The following is a 17,647-nucleotide window of genomic DNA, read 5'->3' as shown; positions in this document are numbered from 1 at the left end:
CCCCTCTGTTTGAAATATTGTATTTGGCTACGATATCATCCACACTGCCAATTCCGCTAAGATACTCTTCAATGCAATGAATCTTAAATTCCTTGGAATACCTTCTGTTTCCACTTACAAAGGCTTCAATACCGTTCGCTTCGTACTTGGATATCCATCTATATATCTCGTCACGATTCATTCCATAAACATCTTGTAATTGAGAATAGGCAACCTTACCCGACTTATACGCTTCTATGATTTCTATTTTCTTCTCTGGAGTGAATTTTATTTTGCCCATAAAAAATCCTCCTAAAGTAGATTTTGGTTTTTTCCATGGTCTACTTTAGGAGGATCATATCAATGCGCCTGACTTTTTATGTTTTCGGCGGCAGCGGCCAGCTGTTATGATCCGTAATCCTCCAGCAAACGAGCCAGTGCTGCTGCATCGGACAGGGTGATGCCTTGTGCAAGCGCTGTTTGGTCAGCAGCGGGCAGGGTGCGGGTGTCGATCTCGGTGCGGAGCAGCGTTTCACCGCCGCGGGAGATCAGCAGGCGGCCGTCTTCGCTGTGTGCAACGTAGGGCAAATCGGCACCGGCGGTCTGTATCGCGGGCGGCACGGTAAGACGGGCGTGCACCGCAAAGCCGGCGCAGGTCAGTGCGGCGGCACAGGCAAACGCTGCAATACGTCTGCGCCGCTTGAGACGCTGCATAGTGAGCAGATAAAAACCTTGCATCATGTGCAAACCTCCTTTACCGCAGGGGAGTTGTTTAGAGTATTCCCACAAAAATGTTAACTATTCGGTAACATGTGTAAAATTTGTTTGGATTTTAGCGTATAGTGTGGTATAATAGCTCGGGTAAGAATTAACCGGATCAGCCGAAGCCAGACGGATCGGCCGGCCGGTGGGGAAGACGATCCCAATCAAAACATGATCCATTCGCCGTAATTACGGCGGGAATACACGGAAAACCGCACCGATGGGCGGTTTCATATGCTTGGAAACCGAACGGGAAGGAACAGCGTCTGACCGGACAGCGGACGGAAAATCAGTCCGCCGGGCAAGGAGGAGACCGAATTGTCAAAGGGCAAAACAAGAAGATCGGGCATTGGCCATGCGATATCCCGCGTGCTGCTGACGCTTCTGCTGATCGGCGTGCTTTGCGGCTGCTTCTGCGGCATTGCGTTTGCCTACTATGTGCATGCATACATCAATCCATCTGCGCAGGAAGCGGCAGTGGAATTGAGCAAGGGCTTGGGCCTAAACCTCAACTCGTTTATTTATGCCACCGATGCGGCAACCGGCGAGCAAAAGGTGTATGAAACCTTGAGCGGCTTGGAAAACCGTGAGTGGGTGGACAGTGAAAAAATCCCGGAATATATGAAAAATGCCGCGGTCGCGGTGGAGGACAAGCGCTTTTACAAGCACAAGGGCGTGGACTGGAAGGGAACGCTGGTCGCGGTCAAGACATGGCTGCTCGGCGGCCCGCAGCGCGGCGGCTCAACCATCACCCAGCAGCTCATCAAGAACGCAACGGATGAGGACGATTATTCGGTCAAGCGCAAGATCAACGAGATATTCCGCGCCTTGGCGCTGGAAAAAGAGATCGATGATAAGGACCGCATCCTGACGATGTATCTGAATACGATCTATTTGGGATATCACTGTTACGGCGTGCAGACGGCGGCAGAACGCTATTTCAGCAAGGATGTATCCGAGCTGACGCTGGCAGAAAGCGCTGCGATTGTTGGCATGACCAACAATCCTTCGATTTACGACGCGTATAACCACCCGAATAAGGTGAAGGAACGGCAAGAGGAAATCCTTGGGAAAATGCTCGAGCAGGAGATGATCACGCAGGCAGAGCATGATGAAGCGGTCGCGCAGGAGCTGGTCTATCGTCCCTATGAGGATTATGTGGAAGAGGTCGGCGAGCCGTACTCTTACTTTACCGATGCGGTCATCACGGACGTAGTAAACGATTTGATGACCCAAAAGGGATATTCTGAAACGGTTGCCCGCAATATGGTTAATTCGGGCGGGCTGCAGATTTATGCAACGATTGACACACGTGTGCAGGATATTCTGGACAGCGTGTACAAAAGCAATGACGTATTCCCCAACATGACGCGCGGCTCGGAGGGAAGCAAGCCTCAGAGCGCGATGGTCATTACGGACAAGCAGGGCAATATTGTAGCGCTGGTGGGCGGACGCGGCGAAAAAACCGGTAAGCTCACATTCTCCCGTGCGACGGATGCCCGCCGGCAGCCGGGTTCTTCACTCAAGCCGTTGGCAGCTTACGGACCGGCGATGGACAAGGGCATTATCGTGCCGTCTTCCATTGCATATGACAAACCGCTGCGCATCGGTACGGATGGTAAGCCGTGGCCGATGAACGATGGTAAAATGCCGACCGGTTCGTCTATGACGATCAAGAGCGGTATCACCAGCTCGGTCAACACGATTGCGGTACAGGTGATGAGTGCGCTGACCCCGCAGGCTTCGTATGATTTCCTGACCCAGCGGCTGGGCTTCCAACTGGTGGGCAACCGCACCAACGCGGACGGCAGCGTGCAGTCGGATATCGACTATGCGCCGCTTGCACTCGGCGGCTTGACCGACGGCGTGACCGTGCGTGAGATGGCTGGCGGCTTCTCTGCTTTCATCAACGACGGCGTATTCGGCGGCACCCGCACTTATTCCAAGGTGGTGGATTCCGAGGGGAATGTGGTGCTGGAAAACAAGCCGAGCACGGATCTGGGCTTCGAGAATGTGCGCACCGCGTACTATATGCTCGAGTGCCTGCAGAACGTTACCGCTTACGGTACGGCATCCGGCATTCAGATTCCCGGCGTGCAAACGGCGGGTAAGACCGGTACGACCACGGATAACAAGGATATCTGGTTCTGCGGTGTCACCCCGAAGTATTCTGCTGCGGTGTGGGTCGGCTTTGATGCGGAATACCGCGTGGACGGCCTGTATGGACGCAATGCCGCTTATATCTGGCTGGATGTTATGAAAAAAGTCCACGAAGGTGATTCCGGGCTGAAATTTGATTCTCATCCGCAGGATTTTGTGGAAAAAACCTACTGTATGGATACCGGCCTGCTGGCTTCCGGCGCCTGCCGGGCAGCGGGACGCGCTGCGACCGGACGCTTCTGGAAGGATCAGGTACCGGCACAGACCTGCAGCCATCAGAACATCGGCAAAACGTATAACTTTGCGAAGATCGGTGTGACGGACTGGAAGCAGAAGGATGAAGAAGAGGACGAGGACAAAGACAAGGATAAAGACAAGGATAAGGATAAAGACAAGGATAACGCAGGGGGAGATCCAACAGTTGACCCGGAAACCGGAAAGCCGGTGACGCCGCCGACCGATCCGGAGGGCGGTGGTACGGTAACGCCTGCACCTGATCCGCAGCCTGAACCAACGCCTGAGCCTGAACCTGAACCTTCACCCGGACCGGAACAACCTGCACCGGATGATCCGGAGGCATAAGTATTGCCGGTATGGTGTAAACTAAAACAAAAGAATATCGTTCAGCGCCGCACAAGGCCGCACACACCGGGGCGTTAGCGGTGCCTTGTACCCGCAATCCGCTGCAGCGGGGGTGATGCGGGCGAGGAGGGACGTGCGCGCGGCGAGGCAGCCGCCAACAGGGCGATGAGGGACCGGTACTGCGCAACGGAGGACCGTGAACCATGTCAGGCGGGGAACCGAGCAGCATTAAGCGGAAACCATCGTGTGCCGCAGAGCTGCCGATCCTGAGCCCAAACTGCGGAAAGGCAGCCGGGCGTACGCTTTCGAATCGACCGTGTGCGGTCTTGTGGGGCGCTGAACGAGAAATTCGATTGAAACCACGTTTTCAATCGAAGCGATGTACCGAGCCTGCAGCTCGGATACATCGGGGCGGGACAAAAGTTCTGATAAACGAAACTTTTGCTCCGACTGGTGTAAAAAGTCCGGCAGAGCTGGACATTTTATGAAAACCGCGTGCGGTTTTCTATTGAAATGCGCGCATGGCGCGCAGGAGAGACGCTTGGAGGCGGGCTTACGCCCGCCTCTTTTGCGGTTTGCTGCAAATAACAGGGAAAAGGAGCGTGGCAGGGCGTGTATCAGGCATTATACCGTAAATGGCGGCCGCAGACCTTTGCGGATGTGATTGGGCAGCAGCATATTACGGATACGCTGCGCGCACAGCTGCAAAGCGGAAGGCTCAGCCACGCTTATCTGTTTACCGGCACGCGCGGCACAGGCAAGACCACCTGTGCAAAAATACTGGCGCGTGCGGTCAACTGCGAGCATCCGGTAGGCGGCGATCCCTGCAATGCGTGCGCGGCCTGCCGCGGTATTCTGGATGGGTCTGTGCTGGATGTGACCGAGATCGATGCGGCTTCTAACAACGGTGTGGACAATATCCGCGATCTGCGCGATGAAACGCGCTACACCCCGGCGCAGGTCAAAAAGCGTGTGTTCATCATTGATGAGGTGCATATGCTGTCGATCGGTGCGTTTAATGCACTGCTCAAAACGCTGGAGGAACCGCCCGGCCATGTGCTGTTTATTCTGGCAACGACCGAGCTGCACAAAGTACCGGCTACCATCCTGTCGCGCTGCCAGCGGTTTGATTTCCGCCGCATCAGGGCGGAGGATATTGCCCGCCGTCTGCTCGATGTAGCGGACGGGGAAGGGATCGGGCTGACCGAAGGCGCAGCCCGCCTGATCGCCCGGCTGGCGGACGGCGCGATGCGCGACGCGCTTTCCATGCTTGACCGCGCCGCGGCTGCCGGTGCGGTGGACGAACAAAGTGTAACGGCAGCGCTGGGTGTGCTGGGGCAGGACGACGGCATCCATCTGGCGGAGCATCTGAAAAACGGGGATCTCGCGGCGGCTGTCGGGCTGCTGGATGAGTACTATAACGCCGGGCGCGATTTGGCGGCGGTGTATGACCAGATGCTGGGGTTGATTCGGGACGCATTGCTCGTAAAAACCAGCAAAACCGATGTGTCGGCGATGATCTCACCGGCGTATACGGTGGGCGCGCTGCAAAAATTGTGCGATGGGTTGGCTTCGTCCACGCTGATCGCGTGGAGCCGCGTAATTGGCGAAACATTGGATCGAATGCGCAGTGCGGCGAACCGCCGGGTTGAAGCGGAACTGTGCGCTGTGCGCCTGTGTTCCCTTGGCGCAGACGCGTATGACACCCTTGGCGGCCGTGTAGAGGCTTTGGAAGAGCAGATGAAGCACGGTGTTCCGGTGCGCATGGCGCAGGGTGACGCTCCCGCACAGAGTGGCACGGAAGCGCCGCCCCCGCCGGGCGATGCGGATGCGCCGCCGCTGCCGGATGACGCGGATGCGCCCGCGTGGGTCGGGGAGCAGGATGCGGCAAATCCACCGGCAGCTGGGGATAAACCGCAGCCGCCGGCAGACCGGCAGGCCGACTGGCCGCACTGGGCAAAGCTGATGGAGGGTCTGACCGGAAAAATCAACACCGGTGCGCATACCAATCTGAAGCTGTCTGCCAAGGGCATAGAGGAGGAAGGCGCACTCGTCATCCTGTGTGAGGATGGGATCACGGCGATGCTGGCCAAAGCTGAGCCGACGATGAAGGTCATCCGCGAGCAGGCGGCAGCTCTGGCCGGTGCACCGATCAAGGTAAAGGTGCGCGAGGCCGATGAGCAGCCGGTACAACAGAAAAACGATGCGGTTGAGGCATTGATCGGCCGTGCAAAGGAACTTGATATTCAAATTAACGAATTTTAGGAGGAAATGGATATGGCAAAGGGAAAGGGCTTTGGCGGCGGCTTCGGCGGCGGCATGAATATGCAGGCGATGATGAAGCAGGCGCAGAAGATGCAGGAGAATATGCTTAAGGCGCAGGAGGAGATCGCGCAGATGGAGACCACCGGTACAGCGGGCGGCGGCATGGTGACCGCTACCGTGACCGGTACTTCCTCCCTGAAATCGATCGAGATCAAGCCGGACGTGGTCGATCCGGACGATATTGATATGCTGCAGGATCTGGTGGTGGCAGCGGTAAATGCGGCACTGACGGCGGCGAGTGAAAAATCCCAGAGCCAGATGTCCGCGATCACCGGCGGCATGGGCGGTCTGGGCGGCGGCCTGTTCTGATGGATTTTTTTGCACCGCCGGTCGAGCGGCTGATCGAGGAATTTGCCAAGCTGCCCGGCATTGGGCAGAAAACCGCGCAGCGGCTGGCGTTCCATGTGCTGGATCTGCCCAAAGAGGATGCGGAACGGTTTGCGGACGCGATCCGCGAGGCGAAGGCGCGTACCTTTACCTGCAAGCGCTGCCAGAACCTGACGGATACGGAGACCTGTCCGATCTGTGCAGATAAAAGCCGCGACCAGAAAACGATCTGTGTGGTGGCAGAGCCGCGCGATGTGATCGCTTTTGAGCGTACAAAGGAATATAAGGGCTTGTATCATGTGCTGCACGGCACGCTTTCCCCGATGGGACACGTCGGACCGGACGATATCCGGATCCGTGAGCTGGTGCAGCGTGTGGCGGAGGAGGACACCCGGGAGGTTATTCTGGCGACTAATCCGGATACCGAGGGCGAGGCGACTGCGATGTATATTTCGCGGCTGCTGCAGCCGTTCGGCATCAAAATCACCCGTTTGGCTTATGGCATCCCGGTGGGCGGACATCTGGAGTTCGTTGACGAGGTCACGCTGACCCGCGCACTGGAGGGCCGGCAGGAAGTGTGACGGCACAACAATAGGCGCTGTACGCGGCGCCTGTTGGGATACTGCTATGCACAAAACGGAAAATATGCATTCCTCTTTCTATCGGAAGACAGCGGAGCCGGGATGGATGGGCTGCGGTGCAGCGGCAGCGTTGCCGGTCGATCCGCGGGGTGTGTGTTCGGTTTACTGCTGATTTGATAAATTTCCTATGGAAAAATAGTGGAAAATGTGTAAAACTGCAAGGAACCGATCCGACAGGGATAAAATCGCGGTTGGGATCGGAAACCGGACTGTGCGCCGTGGGACAAATCGAGGAAAAATACATCTTAATTACCTGATAAAGCGTTGTTTTTTACATAAAACGCAAAAAAACAGGAACAGCCAGACAAATGTCTGGCTGCTCCCGCAATAAAAGGTAGGATAGAGAGTAGAAAGCAAGAACATGTGGGGGGATCTTACGCTTTCCACACATTTATGATATCGGTTAATTGTGAACATTCTGTGAACATTACGCAACAAAATTCAAGTTTATACAATCGGGAGGAATATTGCCTGTGGGAGACCTGAAAAGAGAAATTGAAAACCGGCGCACGTTTGCGATCATTTCGCATCCCGACGCCGGCAAAACGACGATAACCGAAAAATTCCTGCTGTACGGCGGCGCGATTCAGGAAGCGGGCATGGTAAAGGGCAAAAAAAACAGCCGCCATGCGGTGTCCGACTGGATGGAGATCGAAAAGCAGCGCGGTATTTCGGTCACGTCCTCGGTTTTGCAGTTCCGGTATGAGGGCAAGTGCATCAACATTCTGGACACCCCGGGCCATCAGGACTTTTCCGAGGACACTTACCGCACACTCATGGCGGCGGATTCCGCCGTAATGGTGATCGACGGCTCCAAGGGTGTGGAGGCACAGACCCGCAAGCTGTTCAAGGTGTGCGCAATGCGCGGCGTGCCGATTTTTACCTTCATCAATAAGATGGACCGCGAGGCGCGCGATCCGTATGAGCTGCTCGAGGAAATCGAAAATGAGCTGGGCATCGGCACTTATGCGGTAAACTGGCCGATCGGCTCGGGCAAGCGCTTCAAGGGCGTGTATGACCGCATGGACGATGAGGTTATTGCGTTTGAAGGCGCGGATTTCCGGCATGAGGTCAAGGCGCAGCGCCTGTCGATCGACGATCCTATTCTGGAGGGGCTGCTGCCCGAGGAGCAGTATCAGACGCTGATTGACGACGTGGAGCTGCTTTCCGGCGCAGGGGATGAATTTGATTTGGCCGCTGTGCATAAAGGGCGGCTGTCGCCGGTGTTTTTCGGCTCGGCGCTGACCAATTTCGGTGTGGAGCCGTTTTTGAAAAAGTTCCTGCAAATGACCCCGCCGCCGAGTGCGCGCACGGCGGATGTTGGCGTGATCGACCCGTTTGATCCGCATTTTTCGGCATTTGTGTTCAAAATTCAGGCGAATATGAATAAAGCGCACCGTGACCGTGTGGCATTTATGCGCATCTGTTCGGGCAAATTTGAGCGCGGGCAGGAGGTTCTGCATGTGCAGGGCGGCAAAAAAATGGTGCTGGCGGCGCCGCAGCAGCTGATGGCGCAGGATCGTTCCATCGTGGATGAGGCGTATGCGGGCGATATCATCGGCATTTTTGACCCGGGCGTGTTCTCCATCGGCGATACGGTGTGCGACCCCAAGCATAAATGCGAATTTTCCGGTATTCCGACCTTTGCGCCCGAGCTGTTTGCTACCGTGCGGCAAAAGGATACGCTTAAGCGCAAGCAGTTTGTCAAGGGTGTGGAGCAGATCGCGCAGGAGGGTGCGATCCAGATCTTCCGCGAACCGGGCGCCGGTATGGAGTCGGTCATCGTGGGTGTAGTCGGCGTATTGCAGTTCGAAGTGCTGGAATACCGTCTCAAGAATGAATATAACGTGGAGATCATCCGTGAGGGTCTGCCCTATGAGCATGTGCGCTGGGTGGAGAATGACGAGGAGGATTTTGACGTGAAGCGTTTGCAGCTGACAAGCGACACCAAGATCGTTGAAGATTTGAAGGGCAATACCCTGCTGCTGTTCTCCTCCCCGTGGAATATCACATATGCGGAGGATCATAACGAAGGTCTGCGGCTGGCAGAGTTCTCCGAGAATGCGTAAGCGCTGCATTATATGGTGTATGACAGACGTGTAAGTAAAAAGAGCGGAGACTGTCGAAAAACTTCGTTTTTCCGACAATCTATGTTTGGAATTCGCCAAACATGGACGAGAAAAAGTTCCTATGCAGAAACTTTTTCTCTCTCAAAGTATAAAAGCTGAGGTACACGCCCCCAGCTTTTATGCATTTGCGCTGCAAATGCTGTTTTGATGCGCGCCGCCGCGCGTATTGGTAAAACGCATCGACAAAATACTTTTTCGACAAGGTGGAGCGGTCAAATGACCGCTCTTTTGTTATTTATCTGCTGTTTTCAAAAAGACAGCGGATCATCCTCACGCGCTTTGACAGCCTGCATATACTGCCGCAGCAAAATAAGGGGGATAAACTGCGTAAGGCATTGCAGCAGCACGGCGGCCTTGGCCTGCCCAATCAACATCAGCGGGCTGGCAACAAAGGCGCCGAGCAGCGGCGCATAAAAGCACCAACGGATGCGCCGTGCCGGATAGTTATAGGCACAGGGGATGATGCGTTCATCCAGTGCCCAATACATGTAATATTCACTGAGCAGACCGGCTACACTGCCTGCCAGGGACAGCAGCGAGAGAAAGTTGAGCAGCGCCGGATTTTCCGGATTAAAGGCGGTGCATACGAGTGCCAATCCGATCAGTGCGACGGAAAAGAGACGGGCAGGAAAGGCATGGCCAAAGCGGGCGGATTCGTCCGACAGGCGGTACAGCACAAACGCAACCACTGCATAACACAGCAGATTGATGACATTGGCGATCATCAGGATGGTCATGGAATCGGTAAGTGACGCCAGATTGACCAGCGCAGAGACGGCAAGAGCCGCCCAAAGCGGCCGCAGATACGGATAAATCGACATAAAATGTTTCCTCCAACATCATAATAGTATAGCACAAACGGCGGCAGGATGGAACCCATAAAAAATTTTTCGGATAAGGGTTGACAAAACTGCTCTATTGTATTATTATCATAACACAAAGAAACAGAAAGGAGCGAGGCCATGCAATGGCAGCTACGGGGTGACCGGCCGATCTATCAGCAGTTGATGGAGCAGTTAACCGAGCAGATCGTCAGCGGGCAGCTCGGCGCGGGGGATAAAGTGCCGCCGGTACGCGAGCTGGCGGCGGAAGCCGGTGTCAATCCGAATACGATGCAGCGCGCTCTGGCGGATCTGGAGCGCGAGGGGCTGATGTATACCAACCGCACCAGCGGAAGATATGTAACGGAGGATAGAGAGATGATCGCAAAAATTCGGGAGCAGATCGCAAGCGACCGCATCACAGAGTTTTTGGCCGGGATGAGCCAGCTGGGATTCAGCGAACAGGAGATTGTGGCGCTGCTGGAAAAGCGCCGGGGGGAGGTATTGCTTCATGGAACAGAAGAATGAACTGGTCGTGTGCAGTGGCCTGACCAAGGTATACGGCAGCCTGACGGCACTTGACCATCTGGATCTGACGCTGGAGCGCGGGCGTTTTGTAGGCCTGCTGGGGCCGAATGGTTCGGGAAAGACCACGGCGATTAAGCTGCTTAACGGCCTGATCCAGCCGACCGAGGGCACGGTGCAGATCGACGGGGAGGTACCGGGCGTACACACGCATAACGCAGTTAGCTATCTGCCGGACCGTGCCTACCTGAACGATTGGATGAAGGTTTGCGACCTGCTGGACTTTTTCAGCGATTTTTATGCGGATTTCGATAAGGTGAAGGCCAACGATATGCTCGCGGCGCTGGAGATCAGCCCGCTGGCGCGGCTCAAGACCCTGTCCAAGGGTACAAAGGAAAAGGTGCAGCTGATATTGACCATGAGCCGGCGCGCGCAGCTGTATCTGCTGGATGAGCCGATCGGCGGCGTGGATCCGGCGGCACGGGATTATATTTTGAATACTATCCTGTCCAATTACAGTGAAAACGCCTCGGTGCTGCTGTCCACCCACCTGATTGCGGATATTGAACGGGTGCTGGATGAGGTTGTATTTCTGAAAAACGGTGTGATGACCCTGCATGAAAGCGTGGATATGATCCGCGAGGAGCACGGGAAATCGGTTGATATGCTGTTCCGGGAGGTGTTCGCATGCTGAAACTGTTAAAATATGAATGGAAGGCATGCGCACGCATCTGCCTGCCGCTGTACGGCGGGGTACTGCTGCTGTCGCTGATCAATAATCTGATGATGGCGGAGCCGGTGATGGATATTCTGTATGGCATTCCGACGATGCTGGTTTCCATGCTGTATTTCGGTGTGATGGTTGCAGTGTCTGTGGTGACAACGGTCATTCTGATCCAACGGTTTTACAAAAACCTGCTGGGGGATGAGGGCTATTTGATGTTTACCCTGCCGGTCACCGTGTCCCAGCATATTTGGAGCAAGGCGATCATCGCGCTGGCAATGAGTGTGCTCAGTATGTTGTCCGCAGTTTTAAGTATCAGCCTGATGGCGGGCGGCTTCGGCGAAACGTTTGGATGGATCGCCGCGTTTTTCAAGAGCTTTGTCAGCGCCTTTACCACGGACGCAAACACCGTGCTGTATACGCTGGAGGGCATGATCTGGCTGATTCTGCTGGGGCTGGCAAGCGTACTGTTCATTTATCTGTGCATGGCGCTGGGTCATCTGGCCAGAAAGCATCGGGTGCTGATGGCGGTCGTGTGGTATTTTGTGCTGACAACAGCGGGGCAGTTCCTGTTTATGCTGCTGATGATGGGTGTGACGAACTTGCCGTTTGACAACCTGTGGCTGGCGCTGAACAGCATGCTGCGCAGCATCGGCCCGGCCGGGGCGATCCATTTGGGTATGCTGCTTTTGTGCGGGGTCACGGCGGCATTCGGCGCGGCATTTTTCGCCGGAACGCGGTATATTTTGAAAAACCGGCTGAATCTGGAATAATACAGGCGGCGTATAAAGCAGCATTTGCAGTGCAAATGCATGAAAAGTCAGGCACATGTGCCTGACTTTTTATACTTTGAGAGAGAAAAGGTTTCGGTACAGGGACTTTTTCTTGCTCCTGTTTGGCGTAGTCCAAACATAGATTGTCGGAAAAACGAAGTTTTACGACAGTCTGAGTGACGACATATATCTGGCTTTTGTGCATTTTTTGAGGTTTTCGAAAACAGAAACTGCCGGCAGCTTCGTAAAACGGGAAAAACATCCGATGCTGTTACGATTGGTGCGGTGGATGCCGCAGAAATAGCTTGCACCGGCTTCCCTGCTCTGTTATGATGATAGCAAAGAAGGGGGGCGCAGGGAATATGAAGTGTCAACACTGTGGGATCAATTTTGACGACAGCGAGCGGGAGTGTCCGATTTGCGGGGCGCGTGCAGGCAGCCGGGGAAGGCTGGCAGAGCCGCGGCGCAGCACCCGTCCGGTGCGGGAAAAACCAAAGAAAAAACAGCATCAGACTTTTACAAAGGATTGGACTTCAGCAGGAAAGAAGCCTTCCGCTGCACCAACGAACGGAAAGCGCAAAAGCGGCGGCAAAGCAATTGCAATCGGCGGCATTCTTTTGCTGCTGCTCAATATCTTGCCGAACCTGCTTTCGCTTTTTGTGGATATGGTTGATGGAGCAATCTATGCGTTGAGCAGTTCCGTAGAGGAACCGGTGGCTGACGAACCGTATGAAGAGGATATCATGTATGAGCCGGGAGTGGAATATCCCTACGACCCGGATCATTACGCCTTTATCTATGCGGCGCTCAGCGATGTGACCGGCAGCCGTGCAACCGGTGTGCTGGTGGATGGATCGACCCTTGAACTCCAAGCGGGAGAAGGCTTTATGAGCGATTATACGCTGACCATCCGCCGGGAGGACGGAATTTATCAGGAGATGGGATATAGCTGGGCCAGCTATAATTATCCGGAGGAGCAGATATACAGCGAGGCGTATCCGCCCGAGCAGTACGACAGTTTTTCCCTGTGCCTGACGAGCGAGGAAGCATCGTTTGACGGCGGCATTATGCCGTCGGATTATGATATGCGTTTGGAAGACGATGACCTGTGGCTGCATGTCTATCGGGAAAAGGACAGCGGTATCGTTGTGTTGGAGGATATTGCGGACAGTGGAATGCTGGGCGGCGCGATGTATGCAGAGCTGGTGCCGTTGGAGAACGGATAAAGCAGGCATGATATCGAAATAGAGCAGGGGGACTGCCGCATATGCGGCAGTCCCCCTGCTCTGATAGAAAGACAGACGTAAGAAAAAGTGGTTGAGTGAAATTTAGCCCGCTTCGGTTTTGGTCGCTTGCGCGATGAGCCAGCCGATCACTGCCATATACAGCGACGTGCGATAAGGGGAGGCGGTGATGGGGCAGCCGTTCGTACAGCCGAAAAAGTGATAATAGATCCAGCCTGCGGCGGCGCCGGCAAGGGCGAAAAGTGCCGGACGAAGCCATTTTTTCCATTGCAGATCCATATCGGTCACCTCCTCAGGTGGTGCCCGCGCAGTGCGGCGCGGCAGAAGCGGAGAGCACATCCCGCTGCGTGGGATGCGCGGCAAACCATTTGGCTGCGTAGGAACAGGTTGGAACGGCACGGCGGCCGGAGCGGCGCAGTTCGTCGGCCAAAGCCAGCAGCAGTGTACCGGCAACGCCGTGACCGCGCAGGGACGGATCGACCACGGTATGTGTGATTTCGACCAGACTATCGCCAAGGGACGGGAAGGTGACATAGGCCAGCTCCTGCCGCTGCCCGTTTTCCATCCAGATGCGATCGGTGTTTATGTGAAGCTGCATACCGATTCCCTCCTTGCCCACAGCTGTATGAGATACAGGGGGCGTTTTGATTTGTTGTATGTAGTATAACGGTTTGCAGCGGTATATTCCGTGATGATATCACAAAGGGAACAAGAAACCGGCCGGCGGAGGGGAAACCCGATGCCGGTCGGTTTTGTCATAGTGTGGGGATCAGCGCCCCTGTCCGCGCAGGTGGCGCAGCGTTTCGGCGGCGCTTTCCTGATGCAGTTCAGCAGCACGGAAGTGCAGCATATGAAAATTAAGGTTGAACAATGTGCCAAGCCCGACAGCGGAGATCACCGTGCCGATCCCGACCTGTCCGCCCAGCAGCCAGCCGGCCAGAATAACAAAAATTTCAACGGTGGCGCGGCACAGGCCGACCGATCGTCCGGTTTTGCGCGCCAGCGCCACCATCAGCGCATCGCGCGGGCCGGACCCAAGCGCGCTTTTCATATACATCCATGTACCAAGGGCAAGGATCTCCAGCCCGATGAGCAGCATCAGGATGCCCGAGGGAAGGGTTGTCATCAGCGGGATCCAGTCCAGCCAAAGCAGGGTGTCGATAAATACGGCGCACAGCAGGATGTTCAGGATCGTGCCGAACCCGAAGCTTTCACCGAACAGCACGGCTGCACCGATAGCGGCTGCACCGACGATCATCGACGCGGTGCCGTAGGTGATGCCCAGCGTTTGGGAAAGCCCCTGCTGCAGCACGCTCCACGGTTCCAGCCCGATATTGGCCTGCAAGGTCAGGGTAATGCCGACTGCGCTGACCACCATTCCGGCCACCAGCCAGAGCAGACGGCTGCAATAGCTGCGGATCATGGGTCAGCCCTCCGCTGCGAAGGTGCGCATAAGGTCGATGGTTGTGTCGCAGTCCGCGCGGGAAACATCGTGGTGGCAGACCATGCGGTATTCACCGCCAAAGCAGCCGGTTACCTTTACGCCGTGCTCGAGCATCCAGCCGGGGAAACGGGCGGCTTTGGCTGCGTCCCAGTCCGTATGGAAGAACACCATATCGATATCCAGCCGGTCGAACAGGACGGATACGCCCGGAATTTCATGGAGCATTTTGCCGAGGTAAGCGGCGTTTTCGTGATCTTCGGTCAGGCGGCCGGTCATATCGCGCAAAGCGATCAGACCGGCGGCGGCAAGGATGCCGCCCTGACGGGTGCCGCCGCCCAGAATGCGGCGTGCGCGGCGTGCGCGGTGGATGAGGTCCTTCGGACCGGCGAGGATCGAACCGACCGGTGCGCATAAGCCCTTGGACAGGCAGCACATCACGGAATCACAATACTGCGTCATTTCACGGACATCCGAAATGCCGAGTACGGCGGCAGCGTTGAACAGGCGCGCCCCATCCAGATGAACCGGGATGTGATTTTCCTGTGCAACCGCATAAACGGCACGCATATTTTCGAGCGGGAGCACAGCGCCCGAGGAATGGGCGTTTTCCATTGTAATCAGCGTGACCGGCGCGATCTGCACATCGCTGTCATCGGTTAGGCAGGCGCGCACGGAATCCGGATCCATTGTGCCGTTGACGCTTTGTGGATGCCGCAGGGAAACGCCGGAAAGCTGCGCATAGGAGCCGGCTTCGTGCTCGGCGATATGGGTGTGCGGATCGGTCACTACACAGTCGCCGCGGCGGGTCCACGCCATCAGGGCGCAGGCGTTGCCCTGCATGCCTGAGGTGACGAACAGGGCGGCTTCCTTGCCGAGCAGTTGGGCTGCGTAGGTCTCCAGCTCGTTGATGGTTGGATCATCCTGAAATACATCGTCGCCTACCGGCGCATGTGCCATGGCATCGCGCATGGCCTGTGTCGGCTGGGTGACCGTATCGCTTCGCAAATCGATATACCGCATGATAAAAAACCTCCAGTATGTAAAATATGAAATGACAGTGCAGACGGCGCGCGGCCGTGAAAACGCTTTGGCTTAGCTGTTTAAGTAAAGTTCGCCCCACCGGCCGCAGGGGGCAAAGCCGATCTGTCGGTACAGCTCAGCTACTTCATCGTAGCCCGAGATCAGACGCGGCGTTTTGCCCATTGTCTGGATCCGCTGCACCAGAAAACGGCTGATATAGGAACCAAGCCCCTGATGGCGGTGCTCCGGCACGACGGCAACCGCGCCGATCACCGCGCAGGTATCGTCCGAAGACAGGATGCTGCCGGTGCCGACCACTTCGCCGTTGTGCTCGAGCTGATAGATTTCAGACAGGCCGCGGGACAGGCGCTGTTCCCAATCGGAAAACCATTGCGCAAAAACAAAATGGGTGCGGTAGTATTCATGGCTGCGCTGCAGCACTTCGAATACTGTGCGTGGGTCCCCCGGGCGCATATTATCAAAGGTCTCCTCCACTAAACCACCGCGGTATACCATATAATAGGAGCTTTCGGTAACGCCGCCAAGCATGGCCTGCAAGGCTGTGCACTGGGGCCAGTTGGTATCGACCTCGTGTACCTCGTTTGCACGGATCAGATCAGCGATGGGGGCGGGATCGGCGCGTTCATCCGCCGCGATCGTCAGCACGCCGCCGGCCAGATGCAGTGCGGCAGCCGGTTCGCGGCCTTTCCGGCACAGGAAAAAACGTACATCGGGATTGCCAAGACCATAAGCGCGCAGGGCGGTGATCATGCGCGAACCGAATACATGCTCATGTGCACAGGCGGCGGTAAAATCCGGCAGATCGACTGCCGTGACTGGGATCAACATAAAAAACCCTCCGTTCTAATAGTGAAAAATGAGCGCAAAGCGCCCATTTTTCAAATGTGATCTTGCTGAGGCGTCAAACATCCTCTTTTTTAATTTGAGAAAGGTAACGGTATACGCTGGCCTGCGAACAATGCAGCGCATCCGCAACGTCCTTAACTGCACCTTTCAGCAGGAAAATACCGCCGGTTTCCAGTGAGGCGATGATTTTCATCCGTTCATCCGGTGTGAGCCGGTCGGCGGTAATGCCGAGGTGTGCCAGCTCGCGGTTGACCGCATCGCCGGCGACCGCATCGATCGAATTATGGAAGCTTTCGGTCGTGGGCGGGATCGGACGCGGCGGTACATTGGTGCTGACGGGTTCTTCCGACTGGTATATGTCGCTCGCAAAGCTGTCCGGATGGCACAGCTTGAGCACTTCCCTGCTGACAGCCTGATAGCGGCTGTCATCGAAGTTGATGCACAGCATGCCGATCAGCTTGCCGTTATGCTTAATAAACTGCGTACAGGAGCGAAGTTCCTTTCCGCTGGCGGAAACACCGCAGTAATGCAGACGGTAATCCTGCTTTTCGTAGCTTTTGTCCATTAGGATTTGAAGTGCAACATTGGTCAGCGGCGCGCCGACCTCTCTTCCGCTCACATGGTTGTTGGCAATGGCGATAATGGAACGGTTTTTATCCGTGAGATCATGCAGCGCGATCTCATAGTCCGGCCCCAAAGCCAATCCAAGAAATTCTGTGAGTTTTATATAATGTTGCAAAAGGGGAGTAGGCATAAGCTCACCTCGTTTCAAAAAACAGTGGTTGTATCTGGGGTAATTTTATTATATCGTAAAAAAACATGGTTTGTCAAAAAAGTTGAAAATAAATTATCACAATAAAGAGAAAAATTTATTATATAAAATTGCTAAAACCTATGTAAAATTGCAACAAAGCAGAAAAACAAAACTGAACAATCGTACAAAATGCACAAAACCCTCTTGACAAAATATTATTTAAGTGATAAATTCATATCAGAAAAAGGAGGCGAGCAAGGATGAAGAAAGTCATCAGTACGGAGCTGGCGCCGGCGGCGATCGGTCCGTACGCACAGGCCGTTGCAACGGACGGGCTTGTGATCACATCCGGACAACTGCCGATCGATCCGGCGACGGGAGCATTCCCGGAAGGGATCGCGGAGCAGACACGGCAATCGCTGACGAATGTCAAGGCGATCCTGGCGGAAGCAGGGGTCGGAATGGATCGCGTGATCAAGACGACGGTGTTCCTGAGCGACATGAATAACTTCGGCGCGATGAACGAGGTATACGCCACGTTCTTCAGCGAGGGCGGCTATCCGGCACGCT

19 protein-coding genes and 1 other RNA gene are annotated in these 17,647 nt (G+C 55.4%); 11 read left to right on the top strand and 9 right to left on the bottom strand.

Translation table 11 applies throughout. From position 1 onward, the window contains the following. Nucleotides 1–280, bottom strand: a 280-nt coding sequence (locus T363_RS0112235) for a helix-turn-helix domain-containing protein (protein WP_031472482.1), incomplete at its 3' end; no start/stop codon positions are given. A 104-nt stretch (nt 281–384) separates the two neighbouring features. Next, nucleotides 385–720 carry a hypothetical protein gene (locus T363_RS0112230; protein ID WP_031476252.1) on the bottom strand — a complete coding sequence of 112 codons (336 nt, stop codon included), beginning with the start codon at nt 718–720 and terminating at the stop codon, nt 385–387. A 339-nt stretch (nt 721–1,059) separates the two neighbouring features. Between T363_RS0112230 and T363_RS0112225 the strand changes: the two genes are divergently transcribed. The 6 genes from T363_RS0112225 to T363_RS0112200 all read left to right on the top strand — a co-directional run bounded on the left by T363_RS0112225 (nt 1,060) and on the right by T363_RS0112200 (nt 8,845). Beyond that, complete coding sequence (locus T363_RS0112225; protein ID WP_051643263.1) at nt 1,060–3,483, top strand: transglycosylase domain-containing protein; 2,424 nt, start codon at nt 1,060–1,062, stop codon at nt 3,481–3,483. A gap of 57 nt (nt 3,484–3,540) precedes the next feature. After that, nucleotides 3,541–3,807: signal recognition particle sRNA large type (gene ffs / locus T363_RS15710), an RNA gene on the top strand. 288 nt (nt 3,808–4,095) lie between these two features. Then, nucleotides 4,096–5,748: a DNA polymerase III subunit gamma/tau gene (dnaX, locus tag T363_RS0112220; RefSeq protein ID WP_031476248.1), complete on the top strand. Its 1,653-nt coding sequence runs from the start codon at nt 4,096–4,098 to the stop codon at nt 5,746–5,748. A gap of 12 nt (nt 5,749–5,760) precedes the next feature. After that, nucleotides 5,761–6,117, top strand: a complete 357-nt coding sequence (locus T363_RS0112215; RefSeq protein ID WP_031476246.1) for a YbaB/EbfC family nucleoid-associated protein — start codon at nt 5,761–5,763, stop codon at nt 6,115–6,117. Then, nucleotides 6,117–6,716 (top strand): recombination mediator RecR, encoded by a 600-nt coding sequence (gene recR, locus T363_RS0112210; RefSeq protein ID WP_031476244.1) that lies wholly within the window; start codon nt 6,117–6,119, stop codon nt 6,714–6,716. The genes T363_RS0112215 and recR overlap by 1 nt, the downstream gene beginning before the upstream one ends. Nucleotides 6,717–7,249: 533 nt before the next feature. Further along, complete coding sequence (locus tag T363_RS0112200; protein WP_031476242.1) at nt 7,250–8,845, top strand: peptide chain release factor 3; 1,596 nt, start codon at nt 7,250–7,252, stop codon at nt 8,843–8,845. A 308-nt stretch (nt 8,846–9,153) separates the two neighbouring features. Here T363_RS0112200 and T363_RS0112195 read toward each other — a convergent pair whose 3' ends face one another. After that, nucleotides 9,154–9,726, bottom strand: coding sequence for a hypothetical protein (locus T363_RS0112195; RefSeq protein WP_031476240.1), 573 nt, complete (start codon nt 9,724–9,726; stop codon nt 9,154–9,156). 141 nt (nt 9,727–9,867) lie between these two features. Here T363_RS0112195 and T363_RS0112190 point away from each other — a divergent pair, with 141 nt between their 5' ends. From T363_RS0112190 to T363_RS0112175, 4 genes are all read left to right on the top strand, one after another. Continuing rightward, a complete protein-coding gene (locus T363_RS0112190; RefSeq protein ID WP_031476238.1) occupies nt 9,868–10,254 on the top strand; it encodes a GntR family transcriptional regulator in 387 nt (128 codons plus the stop codon). Then, the gene (locus tag T363_RS0112185) at nt 10,238–10,945 is read left to right on the top strand and encodes an ABC transporter ATP-binding protein (protein WP_031476236.1); all 708 of its coding nucleotides are present in this window, start codon (nt 10,238–10,240) and stop codon (nt 10,943–10,945) included. The genes T363_RS0112190 and T363_RS0112185 overlap by 17 nt, the downstream gene beginning before the upstream one ends. Next, nucleotides 10,939–11,748 carry a hypothetical protein gene (locus T363_RS0112180; RefSeq protein WP_031476234.1) on the top strand — a complete coding sequence of 270 codons (810 nt, stop codon included), beginning with the start codon at nt 10,939–10,941 and terminating at the stop codon, nt 11,746–11,748. The genes T363_RS0112185 and T363_RS0112180 overlap by 7 nt, the downstream gene beginning before the upstream one ends. 362 nt (nt 11,749–12,110) lie before the next feature. After that, complete coding sequence (locus T363_RS0112175) at nt 12,111–12,974, top strand: hypothetical protein (protein WP_031476232.1); 864 nt, start codon at nt 12,111–12,113, stop codon at nt 12,972–12,974. A gap of 102 nt (nt 12,975–13,076) precedes the next feature. Here T363_RS0112175 and T363_RS0112170 read toward each other — a convergent pair whose 3' ends face one another. From T363_RS0112170 to T363_RS0112145, 6 genes are all read right to left on the bottom strand, one after another. After that, complete coding sequence (locus tag T363_RS0112170; protein WP_031476230.1) at nt 13,077–13,271, bottom strand: DUF6132 family protein; 195 nt, start codon at nt 13,269–13,271, stop codon at nt 13,077–13,079. 13 nt (nt 13,272–13,284) lie between these two features. After that, nucleotides 13,285–13,590: a GNAT family N-acetyltransferase gene (locus T363_RS0112165; protein ID WP_031476228.1), complete on the bottom strand. Its 306-nt coding sequence runs from the start codon at nt 13,588–13,590 to the stop codon at nt 13,285–13,287. Between the two features lie 171 nt (nt 13,591–13,761). Next, a complete protein-coding gene (locus T363_RS0112160; RefSeq protein ID WP_031476226.1) occupies nt 13,762–14,415 on the bottom strand; it encodes a YczE/YyaS/YitT family protein in 654 nt (217 codons plus the stop codon). Nucleotides 14,416–14,418: 3 nt separating this feature from the next. After that, nucleotides 14,419–15,456 carry a threonine aldolase family protein gene (locus tag T363_RS0112155; RefSeq protein ID WP_031476224.1) on the bottom strand — a complete coding sequence of 346 codons (1,038 nt, stop codon included), beginning with the start codon at nt 15,454–15,456 and terminating at the stop codon, nt 14,419–14,421. A gap of 72 nt (nt 15,457–15,528) precedes the next feature. After that, nucleotides 15,529–16,305, bottom strand: a complete 777-nt coding sequence (locus T363_RS0112150) for a GNAT family N-acetyltransferase (RefSeq protein ID WP_031476222.1) — start codon at nt 16,303–16,305, stop codon at nt 15,529–15,531. A 73-nt stretch (nt 16,306–16,378) separates the two neighbouring features. Then, nucleotides 16,379–17,077 carry a helix-turn-helix transcriptional regulator gene (locus tag T363_RS0112145; protein ID WP_031476220.1) on the bottom strand — a complete coding sequence of 233 codons (699 nt, stop codon included), beginning with the start codon at nt 17,075–17,077 and terminating at the stop codon, nt 16,379–16,381. A gap of 260 nt (nt 17,078–17,337) precedes the next feature. Here T363_RS0112145 and T363_RS0112140 point away from each other — a divergent pair. Then, on the top strand, nt 17,338–17,647 hold a 310-nt coding region (locus T363_RS0112140), incomplete at its 3' end, for a Rid family detoxifying hydrolase (RefSeq protein WP_031473171.1).

Source organism: Agathobaculum desmolans ATCC 43058, assembly GCF_000701665.1.
GTDB lineage: Bacteria > Bacillota > Clostridia > Oscillospirales > Butyricicoccaceae > Agathobaculum > Agathobaculum desmolans.
This window is presented reverse-complemented; position numbering and strand designations above follow the sequence as displayed.

Excerpts from the sequence above, each read along its gene's own strand:
- T363_RS0112230 (WP_031476252.1), bottom strand. The coding sequence starts at position 720 with ATGATGCAAGGTTTTTATCTGCTCACTATGCAGCGTCTCAAGCGGCGC.
- T363_RS0112215 (WP_031476246.1), top strand. The coding sequence starts at position 5,761 with ATGGCAAAGGGAAAGGGCTTTGGCGGCGGCTTCGGCGGCGGCATGAAT.
- recR (WP_031476244.1), top strand. The coding sequence starts at position 6,117 with ATGGATTTTTTTGCACCGCCGGTCGAGCGGCTGATCGAGGAATTTGCC.
- T363_RS0112195 (WP_031476240.1), bottom strand. The coding sequence starts at position 9,726 with ATGTCGATTTATCCGTATCTGCGGCCGCTTTGGGCGGCTCTTGCCGTC.
- T363_RS0112190 (WP_031476238.1), top strand. The coding sequence starts at position 9,868 with ATGCAATGGCAGCTACGGGGTGACCGGCCGATCTATCAGCAGTTGATG.
- T363_RS0112185 (WP_031476236.1), top strand. The coding sequence starts at position 10,238 with ATGGAACAGAAGAATGAACTGGTCGTGTGCAGTGGCCTGACCAAGGTA.
- T363_RS0112180 (WP_031476234.1), top strand. The coding sequence starts at position 10,939 with ATGCTGAAACTGTTAAAATATGAATGGAAGGCATGCGCACGCATCTGC.
- T363_RS0112175 (WP_031476232.1), top strand. The coding sequence starts at position 12,111 with ATGAAGTGTCAACACTGTGGGATCAATTTTGACGACAGCGAGCGGGAG.
- T363_RS0112170 (WP_031476230.1), bottom strand. The coding sequence starts at position 13,271 with ATGGATCTGCAATGGAAAAAATGGCTTCGTCCGGCACTTTTCGCCCTT.
- T363_RS0112165 (WP_031476228.1), bottom strand. The coding sequence starts at position 13,590 with ATGCAGCTTCACATAAACACCGATCGCATCTGGATGGAAAACGGGCAG.
- T363_RS0112160 (WP_031476226.1), bottom strand. The coding sequence starts at position 14,415 with ATGATCCGCAGCTATTGCAGCCGTCTGCTCTGGCTGGTGGCCGGAATG.
- T363_RS0112155 (WP_031476224.1), bottom strand. The coding sequence starts at position 15,456 with ATGCGGTATATCGATTTGCGAAGCGATACGGTCACCCAGCCGACACAG.
- T363_RS0112150 (WP_031476222.1), bottom strand. The coding sequence starts at position 16,305 with ATGTTGATCCCAGTCACGGCAGTCGATCTGCCGGATTTTACCGCCGCC.
- T363_RS0112145 (WP_031476220.1), bottom strand. The coding sequence starts at position 17,077 with ATGCCTACTCCCCTTTTGCAACATTATATAAAACTCACAGAATTTCTT.